14 protein-coding genes are annotated in these 18,236 nt (G+C 34.9%); 8 read left to right on the forward strand and 6 right to left on the reverse strand.

Annotation, left to right across the window (positions count from 1 at the left end; translation table 11 throughout):
- Positions 1-3 precede the first annotated feature (3 nt).
- The 4 genes from ftsH (at position 4) to ACM39_RS02835 (ending at position 4,295) form a co-directional block, all read left to right on the forward strand.
- On the forward strand, positions 4-2,019 hold the full coding sequence (gene ftsH, locus ACM39_RS02820) for an ATP-dependent zinc metalloprotease FtsH (protein WP_048509473.1): 2,016 nt from the start codon (positions 4-6) through the stop codon (positions 2,017-2,019).
- Between the two features lie 135 nt (positions 2,020-2,154).
- Positions 2,155-2,736 carry an LUD domain-containing protein gene (locus ACM39_RS02825; RefSeq protein WP_048509474.1) on the forward strand — a complete coding sequence of 194 codons (582 nt, stop codon included), beginning with the start codon at positions 2,155-2,157 and terminating at the stop codon, positions 2,734-2,736.
- Between the two features lie 25 nt (positions 2,737-2,761).
- A complete protein-coding gene (locus ACM39_RS02830) occupies positions 2,762-3,634 on the forward strand; it encodes a phosphatidate cytidylyltransferase (protein ID WP_048509475.1) in 873 nt (290 codons plus the stop codon).
- A gap of 4 nt (positions 3,635-3,638) precedes the next feature.
- The gene (locus ACM39_RS02835; RefSeq protein ID WP_048509476.1) at positions 3,639-4,295 is read left to right on the forward strand and encodes a phosphatidylserine decarboxylase family protein; all 657 of its coding nucleotides are present in this window, start codon (positions 3,639-3,641) and stop codon (positions 4,293-4,295) included.
- A gap of 77 nt (positions 4,296-4,372) precedes the next feature.
- On the opposite strand, the gene ACM39_RS02840 is transcribed toward ACM39_RS02835, so the two are convergent.
- From ACM39_RS02840 to ACM39_RS02855, 4 genes are all read right to left on the reverse strand, one after another.
- Positions 4,373-4,720: a DUF1801 domain-containing protein gene (locus ACM39_RS02840; RefSeq protein WP_048509477.1), complete on the reverse strand. Its 348-nt coding sequence runs from the start codon at positions 4,718-4,720 to the stop codon at positions 4,373-4,375.
- Between the two features lie 27 nt (positions 4,721-4,747).
- The gene (locus ACM39_RS02845; protein ID WP_048509478.1) at positions 4,748-6,586 is read right to left on the reverse strand and encodes an ABC transporter ATP-binding protein; all 1,839 of its coding nucleotides are present in this window, start codon (positions 6,584-6,586) and stop codon (positions 4,748-4,750) included.
- A 201-nt stretch (positions 6,587-6,787) separates the two neighbouring features.
- Positions 6,788-7,708, reverse strand: a complete 921-nt coding sequence (locus tag ACM39_RS02850; protein WP_048509479.1) for a M28 family metallopeptidase — start codon at positions 7,706-7,708, stop codon at positions 6,788-6,790.
- A gap of 112 nt (positions 7,709-7,820) precedes the next feature.
- Positions 7,821-8,210: a DUF4293 family protein gene (locus ACM39_RS02855; RefSeq protein ID WP_048509480.1), complete on the reverse strand. Its 390-nt coding sequence runs from the start codon at positions 8,208-8,210 to the stop codon at positions 7,821-7,823.
- A gap of 144 nt (positions 8,211-8,354) precedes the next feature.
- Between ACM39_RS02855 and rho the strand changes: the two genes are divergently transcribed.
- Both rho and ACM39_RS02865 read left to right on the forward strand, forming a co-directional pair.
- The gene (gene rho, locus ACM39_RS02860; RefSeq protein ID WP_048509481.1) at positions 8,355-10,166 is read left to right on the forward strand and encodes a transcription termination factor Rho; all 1,812 of its coding nucleotides are present in this window, start codon (positions 8,355-8,357) and stop codon (positions 10,164-10,166) included.
- A gap of 211 nt (positions 10,167-10,377) precedes the next feature.
- Positions 10,378-10,974 (forward strand): superoxide dismutase, encoded by a 597-nt coding sequence (locus tag ACM39_RS02865; protein ID WP_048509482.1) that lies wholly within the window; start codon positions 10,378-10,380, stop codon positions 10,972-10,974.
- Between the two features lie 57 nt (positions 10,975-11,031).
- Here ACM39_RS02865 and ACM39_RS02870 read toward each other — a convergent pair whose 3' ends face one another.
- Together ACM39_RS02870 and ACM39_RS02875 are read right to left on the reverse strand one after the other, a co-directional pair.
- The gene (locus ACM39_RS02870) at positions 11,032-11,454 is read right to left on the reverse strand and encodes a DUF6146 family protein (protein ID WP_048509483.1); all 423 of its coding nucleotides are present in this window, start codon (positions 11,452-11,454) and stop codon (positions 11,032-11,034) included.
- A 48-nt stretch (positions 11,455-11,502) separates the two neighbouring features.
- On the reverse strand, positions 11,503-12,702 hold the full coding sequence (locus ACM39_RS02875; protein WP_048509484.1) for an endonuclease: 1,200 nt from the start codon (positions 12,700-12,702) through the stop codon (positions 11,503-11,505).
- A gap of 394 nt (positions 12,703-13,096) precedes the next feature.
- On the opposite strand from ACM39_RS02875, the gene ACM39_RS02880 reads away from it, so the two are divergent.
- Complete coding sequence (locus tag ACM39_RS02880) at positions 13,097-15,841, forward strand: carboxypeptidase-like regulatory domain-containing protein (protein ID WP_048509485.1); 2,745 nt, start codon at positions 13,097-13,099, stop codon at positions 15,839-15,841.
- Between the two features lie 10 nt (positions 15,842-15,851).
- Positions 15,852-17,954 carry a DUF5689 domain-containing protein gene (locus ACM39_RS02885; protein WP_048509486.1) on the forward strand — a complete coding sequence of 701 codons (2,103 nt, stop codon included), beginning with the start codon at positions 15,852-15,854 and terminating at the stop codon, positions 17,952-17,954.
- Positions 17,955-18,236: the final 282 nt, after the last annotated feature.

Genomic DNA, 18,236 nt, shown 5'->3' on the forward strand with positions numbered 1-18,236 from the left:
TAAATGAACAATAAAGGATTTAACTGGTTTTTTCCGATTGCGATCATAGCTCTTTTGCTATTCTTTATTCCGAATTTCTTCGGAGACAGCAATGCAAAATCTATAGATGAGGACGAGTTTTTCCAAGTCATGCAATCCGGGAAAGTTCAGAACATATTGATATATAAGGATACTGAAAAGGCTGATGTTTTCTTAACTCAAGCTGCGAAAACAGCGATGGTGAATAAAAAAACCAAAGAGAATGATCCTTTTTCAGCATTCGAAATGGCTCCAAAAGCAGATTACACTGTGAAATATGGAGATCTTCAGCTTTTCCTTCAAAAGTTTGATCAGGTAAAAGCAAGTAACACAAACATTAAAACAACAAAAGACTACGGAGCGGGTAAAAGCCCATTCATGGATATTTTGGTTTCAGCATTAATCTGGATTGCCATTTTAGGATTATTCTATTTCTTGCTTTTCAGAAAAATGGGAAGTGGCGGAGGTCCCGGAGGACAAATTTTCTCCATCGGAAAATCTAAAGCAAAACTGTTTGACGAAAAAGAAAAAATTCAGGTAACATTCAAAGATGTGGCAGGCTTGGAAGGAGCAAAAGAAGAGGTGCAGGAAGTTGTAGATTTCCTGAAAAATTCTGAAAAATATACAAAACTGGGAGGTAAAATTCCTAAAGGTGTACTTTTGGTAGGGCCTCCGGGGACAGGTAAAACGTTATTGGCAAAAGCGGTAGCGGGTGAAGCTAAAGTTCCTTTCTTTTCGCTGTCAGGTTCTGATTTCGTAGAAATGTTCGTTGGAGTAGGTGCTTCGAGAGTGAGGGATTTATTTGCGCAGGCAAAAGCTAAATCTCCTGCAATTATCTTTATTGATGAGATTGATGCTATCGGGCGTGCAAGAGGGAAAAACAATTTTTCCGGTGGAAATGACGAAAGAGAAAATACATTGAATCAGCTTCTTACAGAAATGGATGGTTTTGGAACAGATACAAACGTAATTGTGATGGCTGCTACCAACAGAGCTGATATTCTTGATAAAGCATTAATGAGAGCAGGGCGTTTTGACCGTTCAATCTTTGTAGACCTTCCTGAATTACACGAAAGAAGACAAATTTTTGATGTTCACTTAAAGAAGATCAAGCTTGATGATACTGTAGACAGAGAATTTTTAGCAAAACAAACTCCTGGATTCAGTGGAGCAGACATTGCCAATGTTTGTAACGAAGCGGCATTGATTGCTGCCAGAAATAATCATACCTCGGTAACAAAACAGGATTTTCTTGACGCTGTAGACAGAATCATCGGAGGTCTTGAAAAGAAAAATAAAGCTATCAAACCTTCTGAAAAGAAAAGAGTGGCTTATCATGAAGCAGGACACGCTACTATCTCTTGGCTGGTAGAACATGCTTCGCCACTTTTAAAGGTAACAATTGTGCCGAGAGGACGTTCTTTGGGAGCAGCCTGGTATCTTCCTGAAGAAAGACAGTTGACTACTACTGAGCAAATGCTAGACGAGTTATGTGCAACTTTGGGAGGCAGGGCAGCAGAACAGGTTATTTTTAATAATATTTCTACAGGTGCGCTTTCCGACTTGGAAAGTGTTACAAAAAGAGCTCAGGCAATGGTTACGATTTATGGTTTGAGCCCGAATATCGGTAATATTTCTTATTATGACAGCTCAGGCCAGGGTGAATATAATTTCGGAAAACCTTATTCTGAAGAAACTGCGAAGAAAATTGATATAGAAATAAAATCTATTATCGAAAATCAATATGACAGAGCTATTCAGATTCTTACGGAGAATAAAGATAAGCTTGATGCTTTGGCAAATAAACTTTTAGAAAAAGAAGTTATTTTCCGTGAAGATTTAGAGGAAATATTCGGAAAAAGAGCGTGGGATCCTGAATTGACAGAGAAGCCCGTTACCAATACAATTCCTGATGTAAAGGAATCGGAAGATGAAGCTATTATTAAGGATAAAGAAGAGGAAAGCGAAATTCAGGCTCCTGAAAGCCCTACTCAACTTTAAAATTCTTAGATAAATTAGAGATATAAACCTGACAATACTAAAATTGTCAGGTTTTTTCATATTTAGCGACATATTTTAGAAGCTATTGTAATTAATTTTTTATTTTTGTATAAAGTTGACTAAAAATAAATTAAGTTGAATTTATTCAAGAGAATTGTAAGCAAACTGACTAACCAGCCTGAGGAAGAAGATAATCAGAGTTTGGAGAAACTAGGGGACTCGCTGAAAAATGCGGATCTCGACTATAAGTTTGCGCAGTTATTTACGCATACCGGGGGATTTTTTAATTATTGTGCAGATGAAGCGGAAGCTCTACAGACTTTACACCAAATAATCAAAATAGAGGGAATCAACAATGTTTTTTGTTGGGATAAGGAACTGCAGAACTTTTTAAATGTCGCGAAAGCACCTTATTCATCTGAATTGCAACCGTCAAATGATGCAGCATTCATCACTTGTGAATATCTCATCGCATATGACGGAAGAATTATGCTTTCTCACAATAATATTCTTCATTATCATTCATCCAGATTACCGGATAAGATTATCATCATGGCTAATGTTTCGCAGATTGTGAATAACCTGAATGATGCAATGGGTAAAATAAAGAGAAATGGAAATATAAAGAACCTTACTTCCATCAGCGGAAGTCAGTCAAAATTGGATGCCTCTTCTAATTCTAATACGAAACTATTTTTATTGTTGCTTGAGGATTAAGCATCAACTTTCTAAATTTTAAATTTTGGACAAAAACCTTATTCAAAGAACCGTTTCCGGGATTGCTTACGTTGCGATTATTATTTTTTGTACAACTCCGTTCGGAGCACAATTAATCAACAGTATCTCGCCGGATCTTATCCAGCAGCAATATCTTTATTATGCTTTAATCTTACTTTTGTTAGCTGTTGGTTCTTGGGAATGTGTGAAAATCATGAAGTTTGGAAAAGGATATGAAAAATGGGTGGTTTTTCCGCTTATTGGATTTATATTTTATATTTTTTCAAAAAGATATTTTCATCATGATTTCTTTTTTGATTTCAGGCTAAGCGAAATTTTGGCTCTTGCTTTAATATTGATAGCTGTTATTACCTTATTTAAATATCCGAACGAATTATACTTTGATAGCGGAAAATTGATTTTTACGGTCATTTATGCTGCTTTACCGTTTTGCTTTGCATTAGGTTTGCCAAAATATTCAACATTTGAAAATACATTCACGTTAGAAGTTCTTTTCCTGTTTGTCCTGATTTGGAGTAGCGATACTTTTGCTTATTTGGTAGGAAAATTTTTCGGAAAACATAAAATGGCTCCTAAAATTTCACCTAAAAAAACCTGGGAAGGGTACATAGGAGGAGTTGTTTTAACTTTAGTACTGTCTTTTTTTATTGAAAAATATAATCACGACCTTCGTGGAAACTGGATGGTTGTTGGGTTTCTAGTGGCTGCATTTGCTCCTTTGGGAGATTTGGTAGAAAGTCAATTGAAAAGAAATTTTGGTGTAAAAGACAGTGGAAACATCATTCCCGGGCATGGAGGAGTATTAGACAGGCTTGATAGTTTCATAATCTGTGCGCCTGTCGTATATTTGTACTTTATTTTAGAAAAATTCATTTAATCTCATGAAACTACACAGAGAATCGAAAGGAACGATTACCGTAGCAACCATACTTTTTATAATACTTGGTGTTTTAGCTATTTATTTCCTTAAAATGTGGTCGCTGCTTATCATTATGCCATTATTAGTGGTTTACAGTTTGGTATTTTGGTTCTTCAGAGTTCCGGACCGTGATATTCTTGAACACAGAGAAAATGTAATTGCTCCGGTTGACGGGAAAGTGGTAATGATAAAAGAAGTGGACGAAGATGAATTCATAAAAGGAAAAGCGATTCAGGTTTCTATCTTTATGTCTCCTCTGAACGTTCATATTTGCAGATATCCTGTTTCAGGAAAAGTAATTTATAAAAAATACCATCCGGGAAAATATCTCGTGGCCTGGCATGAGAAATCTTCTACAGAAAACGAGAGGACAACGGTAGCTGTTGAAAGTTTGACGAATCACAAAGTGGTCTTCAGACAGATTGCAGGATATGTTGCAAGAAGAATTGTTTTCTATTGTAATGAAGGGGATAATGCAAAAGCGGGGCATGAGTTTGGTTTCATTAAATTCGGTTCAAGAATGGATGTTTTCCTGCCTTTAGATACTGAAATCATTTGCAAAATAGGTGATATTACAAAAGGAGGATTGGATGTCATTGCCAGAATGAAAGAAAATTAAAATATAATTAATATAAAAATCAAGAAGGGGAAATTTAAAAGTTTCCTCTTTTTTGTTTTTGTAAACAGCCTTTGGTGTTATTTAATATAAGTTTTAACTTCCTGAATTAAGTTTAAAATAAAATCAACGGGCAAATCTTCCTCCATGTCAATTAAAAGGATTTTAAACTTCTTTCTGTCTTCCTGTAAAAGCTCAGGATAATCAAGCTTATCACCATGATAAAAACTTACATAATGTTTTTTGTGCTTTTTGCTGTAGTACAGATAACAGAGCATTTTCCTTTTATACTTAAAAAATGGCAATCCGAAACTCATTGTTTCTGTGATATTTTCGGTATCAGATTCCAGTATTCTTTTGCGTAAAAAAAGAAGAGTACTTCTGGCAGGCTCTTCAATTCTGTAGAAATACTCTTGTATGGGATTCATTTTAAATGCTATGTAAATGGTTTCGTTTTAATCAAAATTCTGAAGCTCGACAAGCTTGTTGTACATTCCTTTTTTAGCAATTAGGTCATGGTGGGTTCCCTGTTCTACAATGTCTCCTTTTTCCATGACCACTATCCAATCTGCTTTCTGGATGGTTGAAAGCCTGTGTGCGATAACTAAAGATGTTCTGTTTTCCATCATTTTTTCTAAAGCATCCTGAACAAATCTTTCCGATTCTGTATCCAATGCGGACGTGGCTTCATCCAAAATCATGATAGGAGGGTTTTTCAATACCGCTCTTGCAATAGAAACCCTTTGTTTTTGGCCTCCGGAGAGTTTACCCCCATCATCTCCGATATTTGAATCGTACCCTTCAGGAAGTCCGGTAATAAATGAATCTGCATTGGCAATTTTTGCTGCGGCAATTACTTCTTCCCTGGTTGCATCAGGTTTACCCATCAAAATATTATTGTAAACAGAATCATTAAATAAAACAGATTCTTGTGTTACCATACCTAAAAGCTGACGGTATTCTTTTAATTTTAAATGTTTAATGTTGGTTCCGTCAATCAAGATTTCTCCTTCTGAAACATCATAAAATCTTGCTAAAAGATTAGCAATTGTAGTTTTACCACTGCCACTTTGTCCCACAAGAGCCACCGTTTTTCCTTTTGGAATATTCAGTGAGAAGTTTTTAAGAATCGTGTGATCCTTATCATAGTAAAAGCCAATATTGTTAAATTCAATTGAATTATTTAACGTAGAAATTGAAACAGGGTTAGCGATTTCATCGATTTTCACGTCTGCATCAAGGATTTCCAAAACTCTTTCAAGAGAAGCTTCTCCTTTCTGAACATTGGAAATCGATTGAGATAAACTTTTCACAGGTGGCAAAATCTGGAAGAAAATACCAAGGAAAACAAGAAAATCTGCAGGAGAAATACTTTGTTCCACAATAATTTGTTTCCCACCGTACCAAGCGATAATTAAGAAAGTAACTGAACCTAAAAACTCGCTCATGGGCGATGCCAATTCTTTCTTTCTGCCTAATCTTATTGAGCTGTTGATCCATTTTTGCATAGACTGCATAAAACGGTAGTCCATTATTTTTTCTGCACTGAAAATCTTAATCACTTTTGTGGATTTCAGGGTTTCATCTACAATAGAAAAAATATTTCCCATTTCATTCTGAGCTTCGTGAGAATCTTTTTTCAGGCTTTTCCCTATCAAAGCAATCATAGTTCCCATTACCGGCAGTACCAAAAGTGAGAAAAGTGTCATTTCTGTACTCAGGAAGAAAAGTGTTACTAAGGTACTGATTAGCATAAATGGTGCGTTGATCAATTCTACCAGGCTTCCCAAAATATTACCTTCAACTTCGCCTACATCGTTAGACATACGAGACATCAAATCTCCCTTTCTGCTTTCCGTAAAAAAGGAAACGGGTAAAGAAAGTATCTTTCTGTACATCGCTCCACGAAGATCTTTGGTAACTCCTACACGGTAATTGATCAATAAAAACGAACCTAAATATCTGAAAAGGTTTCTCAGTAAAAACATAAAAGCTGTTATCACGCAGAGCCAAGCCAAAACGGTAAGGGCGCCATATTCTGTTACTAAACTCTGAACATAATAATTGGCATATTCTTTTGCATAAGAGAAAAAATCTAAAATTTCCCCCGAATAAACAGGCGGAGTACTGTATTTTTTAGCCTCAATAGTCCCGAAAAGCATTCCCAAAACGGGTAAAATAGTTCCCAAGGATGCAATCTGGAAAACAGAATACATAAGGTTGAAAAATAAGCTTCCGTAGATGTATTTTTGGTGGGGTCTTGCGAACTTTAGTATTTTGATATATTGGTTCATTCAATGAAAAAATTGGAAAACAAAATTACGTAATTTAAATGATAAGACGTTTTTCATCACTTTTTACTTTAATCAATATGTTTTAGTTCTGTTGCTTTTGTTACAGCTTTTAACAAATGAAATAGGATTAATTTAATTTTTACCCTTCATTTGAACAAAAAACCGTCACAACGGAGATTTTTTGTTTGGATTAAAATTTTATTAAAATTTCACTTTATCATTATATGTCGGAGCAAAATTCTTTGGAGTTAGTTTATCTAAAGTCTTTCCGAAATTATTGATGATTTGTGTTAGATTATCAAAATCAACAACATTAATATCATCATTTTCGTGGTGATAATGAGTAGCTTTCGTCATGTCAACGGTTGAGAAAGAATGTGCAATGATTTTCTTTTTTACAAAATTCACGTTATCTGATCTGTAAAATAATTGTTCGGAAGCATATGGGTCAGGATTGATTTTTAAACCATTCACTGCATTTTTATTGAAAGTTTCATCCAAATCTGAAAACTCATCACCGGTCATAAACAAAGCATTTTTTCCGAATTGAGATTCTGTTGCTACCATTTCAAAATTAAAAAGGGCAGTCATATTATTATAAATTTTATCTAAATTTTTATCCTGGGAAATTGCTTTTGATCCCAGCATTCCTTTTTCTTCACCATTAAAGGCCATAAAAACCATTGAAAATTCGGGGTTTTTATTTTTGAAATAATCTGCAATTCCTATCAAAGTTGTGATTCCGCTTGCGTCATCATCGGCTCCGTTATAAATGTTGTCATTCGGGTTACTGCTTGTTCCGATATGATCAAAATGCCCTGAGAAACCTAAATATTTGTCAGTTTTTCCTTTTTTAATTCCACAGACATTATAGACTGTTTTTCCTTTATAATCAAAGGGAACCAAATAGGAGCTTCCGGTACAGTATTCTAAATTATTCTCTTTGAAAAGTTTTGTAATATAATGGGCTGCATTTTCGTTTTCAACAGTTCCGATTTCTCGACCTTTCATTTCATCTGAAGCCAGAGTGGCGAGTACAGTTTGTATTCTTTCTTTTGAAACTTCCTGTGCGAAAGTAAATAGGGAGAAAAGTGAGAATGTAAGATAAGTTAGTTTTTTCATTTTAAATAAAATTTATAAATAATTTGTCGCAGCTTAAGTGGAAATGTTGCATGTAAAGAAAAAAAACAGCTCCTAAAAAGAAGCTGTTCTCACTCAAAAAATCGTTGTAAGGCTATCGAAGTCTGTCTACAGATTTTACGAGCCTCTCATCTTTCTTGATATAAACGTTGGCAATAAGCAAACAGATAATCGCAATCAATGGAAAAATTGGCTCAATACCCTTCTCAGGAAACTGAATTCCTCCGGATAATTTTAGTAACCAGTAAATCAATACACCAATCAACAAAGCGTTTATAATGATGCTGATGTTATTCAGCAAAATTTGTCTTTTTCTGTTTTTAAAGTTGAATACACTTAGTAATCCAACCAAAACAAGCATTACACAGCCAATATTTATCACAGGAATGCTGCTCAAAATGATAACATCTTGTCCTGTAACGAACAGAAACACAGCAGCTAAAACTGCTAAAAAAGTCCATATAGTCTGTATTCTTTGTAACATTGAATATTAAATTCTAGGCAAAAGTAGTATAAATTTTGCACAATTCAAAAATAAGTGTAGATTTGCATTATACAATGTACTTGAAAACAAAAGTCACCGGACTTACTTTTCTTACTCACAATTAATTACATTTTTACATTAAATATGTTTAACATAGAAACGTTAAGGTCAAAATCCGTAACGGAACTGACTAAAATCTTAAAGGATTTGGGCGTTAAGGTTGCAAGAAACAGCAATGAGAATGATAAAATCTTTGCAGTTCTTGACTTTCAAGCTTCTAACCCTAAAATTGCCAAAGATTATTTCAACAACACAGAAACCAGTATGAATGCTGAAGAAGCTGAAGCAGAAAAACCGGCAAAAGCTCCTGTGAAAAAGGCTGCACCGAAGAAGACTGCAGCAAAACCCAGACAAAATGCAACTGCAAAAGCAGCAGCTGAAGAAAAACCGGAAGAGAAAGAAGTGGTTTCAGAAGAGGTGAAAACTGAACAACCGCAAGAAGTGAAAACTGAAACGGTAACAACAGAGCCTCCAACTGAAAACCAAAATAAAAAGAAACGGAGAAGAGTTCCTGCAACAGATACGGGTAATACCGAAACAACTCCACAGCAGAAAACAGAAACTCCTAAAAACACAGAATCTCAGGAACCTGCTCCAGCAGAAGAAAAGCCGAATATCCCTCACCCTCAGGCTAGACCTCAAAAAGGACAAAACCATCCGCAAAACGGTGGAAACCAACATAGAAATCAAAACCCAAATCCTAACCAAAATCAAAATAGGCAACAGCAACAGCATTCTGAAAGACAGGACGATCATCACGACCACAAAAAAGAGTTCAATTTTGACGGAATGGTAAGTATTGAAGGAGTTTTAGAAATTTTACCTGATAACTACGGATTTTTACGCTCGTCAGATTTCAGTTATATTTCTTCTCCGGATGATGTATATGTTTCGACTGCCCAAATCAGGAATTTTGGTTTAAAAACGGGAGATACGGTAAGAGGAATTGTAAGGCTTCCAAAAGAAGGTGAGAAATATTTTTCATTGCTAAGACCAACGGAAGTTAACGGACGTGATTTAGCATTCATCAAAGATCGTGTTGCTTTTGAATATTTAACACCGCTTTTCCCGGAAGAGAAATTTAATCTAGCCGGTAATAATTCTACATTGTCTACAAGGATTGTTGATTTGTTTGCTCCAATTGGGAAAGGGCAAAGAGCGATGATTGTTGCCCAGCCTAAAACAGGTAAAACAATGCTTTTGAAGGATATTGCTAATTCTATTGCAGCAAACCATCCTGAAGTTTATATGATTGTACTTCTGATAGACGAGCGTCCTGAAGAAGTTACTGATATGGAAAGAAGCGTAAATGCAGAAGTTGTTGCATCTACATTTGATGAGGCGGCAGATAAGCACGTAAAAGTAGCTAACCTTGTTTTGGCAAAGGCTCAGAGAATGGTAGAGTGTGGGCATGATGTCGTGATTTTATTAGACTCTATTACAAGATTGGCAAGAGCTTACAATACAGTGACTCCTGCATCCGGTAAGGTACTTTCTGGTGGTGTGGACGCCAATGCGCTTCACAAGCCAAAAAGATTCTTCGGAGCTGCAAGAAAAATTGAGGGCGGCGGTTCATTAACTATTATTGCGACAGCACTTATCGATACAGGTTCTAAAATGGATGAGGTTATCTTTGAAGAATTCAAGGGAACAGGTAACATGGAGCTTCAGTTAGATAGAAAAATTGCCAACAGAAGAATTTATCCTGCAATTGATTTAGTTTCTTCCAGTACCCGTAGAGATGATTTGCTTCTGGATGAGGTAACTTCTCAAAGAATGTGGATTTTAAGAAAATATCTTTCTGAAATGAATCCTGTAGAAGCTATGGAATTTGTAAATAAAAATATGAAAGGAACCCGTAACAACGAAGAATTCCTCATGTCTATGAATAAATAAATTTGATTTTTATTAAATATAAAGCACAGATATTTTAAGTCTGTGCTTTTTTGTTGGAAGATAGAGAAAGTTGGCAGTTTAATCTTTATCTAAAAATTTAATCAGTCTAAATCAATATATCAATGTTAAAGATTTATTAAAGTAATCCCCATTTTTTGAAAATGGGCTAATTAATGGTTAACTTTGGATTATAACATTAAAAATAATAATTATGTCATTTGAATTACCAAAACTAGGATATGCTTACGATGCTTTAGAGCCGACTATTGATGCAAAAACTATGGAAATCCACCATACAAAGCACCACCAAGCATATATCGACAATTTAAATAATGCCATCAAAGGAACTGATTTAGAAGGGAAAACTATTGAGGAGATCTGCCAGACAGGAACTGATAAGCCGGCGGTAAGAAACAATGGTGGTGGTCATTTTAACCATTCATTGTTCTGGGAAATATTGACTCCGGGCGGAAGCAATGAGCCCGTAGGAAATGTAAAAGCTGCTATTGAAGCTTACGGTGGTTTTGAAAAGTTCAAAACTGATTTTTCTGATGCTGCTAAAACAAGATTTGGTTCAGGATGGGCTTGGTTGGTAAAAAATGCTGACGGTTCTGTTTCCGTATCTTCGACTCCGAATCAGGATAATCCATTAATGCCTGTTGCAGATGTTAAAGGAACTCCGGTTTTAGGGCTTGACGTTTGGGAGCACGCTTATTATTTAAACTACCAAAACAGAAGGCCTGATTATGTTGCAGCATTTTTCTCTGTGGTAAACTGGGATAAAGTTGAGGAATTATTCAACAAATAATTTTTAACTATTATAAAAGAAAAGGTTCAGAAGAAATTCTGAACCTTTTTTTGTTTGCTAATATCGTACGGCATCACTTCCTGTGAGTCCATTCATTTTTAAACCATATTTCCAGTTTACATAGGCGAAAACCTGATACAGTTTGTATTCAAATTTTAATCCGTAGTTTTCGTTAGAATCATAATCAATTGAGGATTCTATAATATTTCTATATCTGCCGGAAGCATAATAAGCATTCCATTCGTTGACTAAAATTGCATTTTTAGATTTTAAATAAGATTCCGAATATTGGCTCATCGGTTTGGCAATTGCATTCAGGAAATAATCATATTGTGTGTCAATTACTGTGATATCCCATTCTCCGTCTTCATTTTTGGCAGGTTTTATTTCATGTTCTTCTTTGTTGGCTTTAGGTTTAGTTTGAGAAAGGCAATTCAATGGAATAAAAGCCATTAATATTATTAAGATTAGATTTTTCATGACAGATTGTTTTGTACTAAAAAAGCACTCCAATAAGAGTGCCTTTCTTTATTTTTTTATATATTCTTTTTGAACGACTGAAACCGCAGGGAAGTGGTCACTATAACCTCCGGTGAATCTGTCACCATCCCAAGAACGTAAAGGATAGCCTTTCCATTGCCCTTCTTTATTTACTAAATAGGATGGAGCATAAATTTCAGCCTTGTAGATACTATAAGTAGGAGTTAATTTTTCAGGGGAATATAAATTTTTTGAAACAATAATCTGATCAAATAAGTTCGGGGCATCTCTGTATGCTAAAGAAGCTACTCCGGCTTTAAATAATTTATACATTAAATTATAATAAGGATATTTATCAGATAATTCGTTTGGATCTCCCACGGCGGTTAAGTATTTTTTTAAGCTTGGGCTTACAGGATCGTCATTGTAATCTCCCATTGAGAAAATTTTAATTCCCGGATTTTCTGTTGTGATTTTGTCCATTTCATTTTTCAAAACAGTTGCAGCAGCGTTTCTTTTTGCTTGTGAAATGGCTTCACCACCTCTTCTTGAAGGCCAGTGATTCATCAAAACGGCAACTTTCTCACCATCTAATAAGCCAATTGCAACCACAATGTCTCTTGTATATTCTCTTCTTCCGTCTTCATTAAAGATTTTGATTTCTTTTTTATATGAATTTAAAACAGAAAATCTTCCCTTTTGATAAATAATAGCAACATCAATACCTCTTGCATCATAAGAATTGAAGTGAACAATTCCATAATTACTTTTTGCTAATTGTGGCTGTTTGATTAAATCTTCAATTACCTGCCTGTTTTCAACCTCAATAAGTCCACAAATTGCAGGATTGTCATTGGTATATTGTCTTCCAAGTTCAGAAATTACCTGAGCTTCGTTAGCTAATTTTTGATTGTAAAACTTTGTACCCCATCTTTTAGGGCTGTTTTCAGTAAAATCGTCTGCTAAAATTTGTTTACGAATCACTTTTTTCCCAATCAGAAGCTCGTCGCTCCATTCTCCTTTATAATCTTCAGTTGTTTCTAAAAATTTTAAAGAATCTAAAGGTACACTTCTGTGGAAAGCAGGATTGGAAATGGATAGTGTTCCATCAATATAATCCGCAGAAGGAACTGTATCCCAAAGGTTTTCAACGTTTAAAAAACCTACAGCAGCTCTTTTTACCTGTTTTTGTTGTGAAAATGCAAATCCGTAACAAAAAACAGCTGCAGCGATTAAATATTTTTTCATTCTCTTAGTATATTCAAAAATTAAGGGGTTAAAAATACTAATTTTATATAAGAAAGATGTTAAAAATATTTTAACAAACTTTTTTTAACGATCGGAAGAGTTCATTTACATTTTTTTTAAATAGTAATATAAGGTTAACAAAGCTTAATAGAATAAATGATAAAAAAAGCCTTATTTGTGAAGAATAATTATTTATCCTTATGGAATGGATTGGATTTAAAATATTCAGAAAACTGGTTTTTTGCAATTAATGATAAACAACTGGTTTTTTTATGGAAATGGTGGTAGGTTAAGAAAAATTAATAGAATAAATTATTAAAAATGTTTGAGTTAATGAAAATAGTTCTAAATTTGTTGCCCCTTAAATAAAGAAGGAGTTAAAAATAAGTTTATTATGATTAAAAAACTATCCCTAATCTCTTTGTTTACGTTATTACCTGCTTCCTTTTACTTTGCACAAACTACTGTTTATGCGTATGTTAAGGACCAGGATGGTAAGCCATTGGAGAAAGCAGAAGTAGATCTAGCACAATCCAGCGATGATGTAACCGTGGATAAAATTGGATACTTCCAGTTTGTGGATTTAAAACCTGGCCATTATCTTATTACTGTAACGAAACCAAGCTTTGAATCTAAGATTTTAGAGTTTGACGTAACAGCTGATGAGAAGAGAAAAGACTTAGGTGTTATTACACTTAGTTATAGTGTAGGAACAGATGCAGGAGTTGTTGTTATTGATGATTCTGCCAATGACACTGAAGATGGAGGTTCTGCGATGCAGCCTACTGTGGGACTTTTAAGTTCTGGAAGAGATGCTTTCCAAAATGTTTCTGCGTTTGAGCTTGGTGCATACTGGTTCAGACCGAGAGGTGTAGACAACAGATTTGAAGATGTGGTATTTAATGGGGTTTCTATGTCTAAAAACGATGACGGTAGAATCGATTTTAGTAATTGGGGCGGCCTTAATGATGTTACAAGATATCCTTATGAAAATGTTGACAACATTACTCCTTCAGAATATACTTTTGGTAATTTGGGTGGTGTTGTTTATTATAATACAAGAGCATCAAGCTATAGAAAACAGACTTCATTAGCATATTCATTTACAAACAGAAGTTATTTGCATAGAGTAATGGCAACTTATTCTTCAGGTCTTACTAAGAATGGTTGGGCATTTACTTTCTCTGCAAGTAGAAGATGGGGGGATAATGCAATTATTGATGGAGTTTATCAAGATGCTTACGCATATTTTGGGTCTATTGAGAAGAAATTCAGTGACAGACACTCAATTAACCTGACAGCTTTTGGATCTCCTACCTATAGAGCTTCAAACTCTCCAAACACTCAGGAGGTTTATGATATTATGGGCAAAGACTATAACTCATATTGGGGATGGCAAGATGGTGAGAAAAGAAACTCAAGAATCAGAAAGGTTTTTGAGCCTATGTTTATGTTGACTGATTATTTAAAAATTGGTAAAAGCTCAAACTGGACAAACACTGTTTCTTACCAAATCGGTAGCGATGCAAGAAGTAGGTTAGACTGGTTCCATGCAGCAGATCCCAATCCTACTTATTACAGAAAATTACCAAGCTATGGCCTTCTGACGGCCGATGAATTCAAAGCTCAATCTCAAATTGACTGGGATGCTATATATAATGCAAATTACATCAACAGGGTTGATGTGAACGGAAACAAAAGAGGAGCTGTATATACAATAGTAGAAGATGTAAATAAAGATAAAACTTTCAACTGGGCATCCCACTTTGATACAAGATTGAAAGATAACTGGAAACTAAACATCAACTTTAATTATCAGAACTTAAAGTCTGATAACTTTAGAAGAATTAAAGATTTGTTAGGAGCAAACTTTGCTTACAATCTTAACGCTTTTAATAATGATGTACAATATGATGCTGATAATTCTAATGTTCAGGTAAAAGAAGGAGACAGAACCCAGTATTCTTATGAGCTTTCAAGAAATCAGTATTCATTGAATATTTCTTCTGAAGTAGATTTCGCAAAATGGAATTTGGTAGCTTCAGTTTTCTCTTCTTATTCAGAAGCTTACAGAGAAGGAGATTTCAGAAGCGGAATTGCTAGATTCAGCAATAATTCTAAAGGTAAAAGTGCTATTTATGATGCTGTAGATGCAGGTATTAAAGGTAAAATTACATATAAAGTCAATGGTAAAAACTTTATCGTTTACAACGGAGCATTTTTTAGTTTAGCGCCAACTCTTAACGAGATTTACATCAACCCAAGAATGGTTGATTACGTAACTCCGGGAGTTAAAAATCAAATCATTAATTCAAATGACTTGAGCTATATCATGAGAGGGCAAATCTTAAAATTAAGATTATCAGGTTACTATACAACAATCAGTAATGCGACAGAAATCTCAAGATATTATGCAGACGTAAGTGACGGTACTTTAGGAAATTCATTCAGCACTTTGGTAAACGAAGCGATGAGTGGTGTTAACAAAAGATATATCGGAGCAGAATTAGGTTTTGATGTGAAAATTACACCTACTTTAAACGCTGTAGGGGTTGCAAGTATCGGAGAATACAAGTACACAAACAATCCTGAGGTTTCTACTTTTGATGACCTTAACGGATTTAGAGGAACAGATGTTTGGGGAAAAGCAAACGTAAAAGATTATAAAGTAGCGGGAACTCCACAAAAAGCATTCTCTTTCGGATTAAAATATAACTCAGCTCAATACTGGTGGGTTGGAGCTTCTGCAAACTATTTAATGGATCAATATTTAGATTTATCAGCATTAAATAAGACGCCATACATGTATACTAATCCATTAACAAATGATCCTTATCCGGGTGTGACTCCTGAACTTATCCAGCAAATTACAGCTCAAAAGAAATTTGACAACCAGTTTATGCTGAATGCTAACGCTGGAAAATCATTTGTATTTGGAAAATACAGAATGGGAATCAGTGTTTCCGTAAATAATATTCTAAACAACAGAGATTATGTAACAGGCGGATTCGAGCAGGGAAGAAATGTTAACTTTAATGAGGCACTTTTAGATGCTCAGAGAGCTACACCTTATTTCGGGCCAAAACTTTGGTATGACAGAGGAAGAACATTCTTTACAAACGTTTATCTAAGATTCTAAAACAACTACTATGAAAAAATATAATTCAATATTAAAATATATTTTCATTGTGATAGCTTCTCTTTTCATAACGGGATGCGTACACGATGATAAATACGACGAGCCAAATCTTGAAAATTATCAGTGTAGAACCGCTGATTATTACACAAAGCCTGAAAACAATTTTGTAAAATGGACTTTGGCTGACTTAAAGGCAAAAGCTGAAAATGCAACTTTTGGAGACAACGCTTACATTGAAGGATATGTATCTTCAACTGACGAAACAGGAAATATATATAAAACGATTTATATCCAAGATACTCCAGAGAACCCAACACAAGGTTTGACGGTAAGTGTGGATATGGTAAGTACCTATACTAAATTTCCACAGGGCTCAAAAGTATATATTGAGGTGAAGGGGCTTGCTATTACTACTTATGGTGGTGTAAAGCAATTAGGAATGATTACACCTGCAGGAACCAGAATTTTGGAAAAAGAAGTTCCGAATCATATTTTCAGAGATTGTAATATCAGAGCGAATATTGTTCCTAAAGTAATGACTTCTGCACAAATGGTTACTGCTAATGACCAATATATCGGATGTCTTATTAAGATGAATAATGCGGAGTTTGATAGCAGGGTATTGTGTTCAAACTATGCTCCAAACGGAGTTACAGTAGATAGAGCGATTAGAGATAACAGTACTACAACCACCAGAATCGTAAGAAACAGTGGATATGCTTCTTTTGCCAATCAAATTTTACCTTCTGGAAACGGTGAGTTTGTGGGTATCTACAGCAAGTACAATACTACCTATCAAATGTATATCAATAAGGTGACTGACCTTAAAATGACAAATTTCCCTCGTTTAGACGGTATCACTTCAAATCCATGTGAATTCAGTGCAAATGGTTTAACTGCAAAAACAGTTGCAGAGATCAAGCAGATGTATACTGGTGGAAACTGGACTCAAATTACAGGGGATTTCTATGTAAAAGCTCAGGTTGTAGCGAATGACGAAACAGGAAACTTATATAAGTACCTTTATATAGAAGATGCAACAGGAGGATTGAGAGTCAATATCAATAAACTTAATTTATACCTTGATAACCGTTTCAGATTAGGTAAAGATGTTTATATTAAGCTTAAAAACCTTTATGTAAGAGATGTAAGTGGAGAAATTCAATTAGGAGCGTTATTTAATAATAACACCCAATTCGGGCAGATTGAGGAAGTTGATGTATATAAATATTTCTTTGATACAAATACTCCATCAAGAACAGTAGTTCCTACAGAGAGAACTATTTCTCAGCTTACAAATGCAGATGTAGGAAGATGGATTAAACTTAAAGATCTACAGTTCATTGATGGTGATTTAGGTAAAACTTATTCTGACGGGACAGCTACTACAAACAGAACATTAGAAGATTGTTCTGGAAATAAAATTACCCTTAGAACAAGCGGGTTGGCTGATTTTGGAACAAGTACAACTCCTATGAAGCCTGCTTCAACAGAAATCGAAGGGGGAAAGGGTGATGTATATGCTGTTTTAAGCGCTTTCAACGGTACATATCAATTATGGATTACAAGATTGGCTAATGTTGATTTAGATGACCCAAGATGTGACGGTTCTGTATACACACCACTTCCTACAATTTACAGTGATGAGTTTGCTGCGGGAGGGTTCACTTCAGACTGGACTGTAGCAAATGTTTTAGGAGCACAGGTTTGGACGACTTCTAATCAGGGAAATGGTTCTAACTACTATGCTGTAATGAATGGATTCTCTGGAGGAAATAATGTTAATGAAGATTGGTTGATCTCTAAAGCGGTTAGCTTAGTAGGGAAAACAAAAGCTGTCGTAAACTTTACGACCGACGTAAGATATGCAGGAAATGCGCTTCAGGTGTATGCTACTGAAAATTATACAGGAAATCCTGCAACGACTACCTGGGTTCAATTACCTGCAACCTTAGATACAAACAATGCTGCATTTGGCGACTGGGTAAGTTCAGGAAATGTGGATTTAGCTGCCTTCTTAGGTAAAAACGTAAGAATTGCATTTAAATATACTTCTACAACTGCTGCAGCTGCAACTTGGGAGATAGATGACTTCAAAATTAAAGCTCAATAATTGACTTTAAATAATAAAGAAAAAGGCGGACTGTTTGGTTCGCCTTTTTAATTTGATATAATCTCCTTTTATTTTTAACACACGTCAAGTTCTGTCGCTTTACCGTTCTATCTTTGCCTAAGGTTGCAATAAACCATTAACCTATAACAAATTTGACATTAAATCTCATTCAGGTGAGGGAGTAATTATTAAAATTCGTTAAATTTGCAGCATTGTGATAATAAAAACTAATATTAACCTTTAAATACACAAAATAGATGAAAAAGCTCTACTTTAGTGCAT

Origin of the sequence: Chryseobacterium sp. FH2, assembly GCF_001045455.1 — a bacterium.
Taxonomy (GTDB): domain Bacteria; phylum Bacteroidota; class Bacteroidia; order Flavobacteriales; family Weeksellaceae; genus Chryseobacterium.

Excerpts from the sequence above, each read along its gene's own strand:
- ACM39_RS02865 (WP_048509482.1), top strand. The coding sequence starts at position 10,378 with ATGTCATTTGAATTACCAAAACTAGGATATGCTTACGATGCTTTAGAG.
- ACM39_RS02840 (WP_048509477.1), bottom strand. The coding sequence starts at position 4,720 with ATGAATCCCATACAAGAGTATTTCTACAGAATTGAAGAGCCTGCCAGA.
- ACM39_RS02850 (WP_048509479.1), bottom strand. The coding sequence starts at position 7,708 with ATGAAAAAACTAACTTATCTTACATTCTCACTTTTCTCCCTATTTACT.
- ACM39_RS02870 (WP_048509483.1), bottom strand. The coding sequence starts at position 11,454 with ATGAAAAATCTAATCTTAATAATATTAATGGCTTTTATTCCATTGAAT.
- ACM39_RS02835 (WP_048509476.1), top strand. The coding sequence starts at position 3,639 with ATGAAACTACACAGAGAATCGAAAGGAACGATTACCGTAGCAACCATA.
- rho (WP_048509481.1), top strand. The coding sequence starts at position 8,355 with ATGTTTAACATAGAAACGTTAAGGTCAAAATCCGTAACGGAACTGACT.
- ACM39_RS02885 (WP_048509486.1), top strand. The coding sequence starts at position 15,852 with ATGAAAAAATATAATTCAATATTAAAATATATTTTCATTGTGATAGCT.
- ftsH (WP_048509473.1), top strand. The coding sequence starts at position 4 with ATGAACAATAAAGGATTTAACTGGTTTTTTCCGATTGCGATCATAGCT.
- ACM39_RS02845 (WP_048509478.1), bottom strand. The coding sequence starts at position 6,586 with ATGAACCAATATATCAAAATACTAAAGTTCGCAAGACCCCACCAAAAA.
- ACM39_RS02875 (WP_048509484.1), bottom strand. The coding sequence starts at position 12,702 with ATGAAAAAATATTTAATCGCTGCAGCTGTTTTTTGTTACGGATTTGCA.
- ACM39_RS02880 (WP_048509485.1), top strand. The coding sequence starts at position 13,097 with ATGATTAAAAAACTATCCCTAATCTCTTTGTTTACGTTATTACCTGCT.
- ACM39_RS02855 (WP_048509480.1), bottom strand. The coding sequence starts at position 8,210 with ATGTTACAAAGAATACAGACTATATGGACTTTTTTAGCAGTTTTAGCT.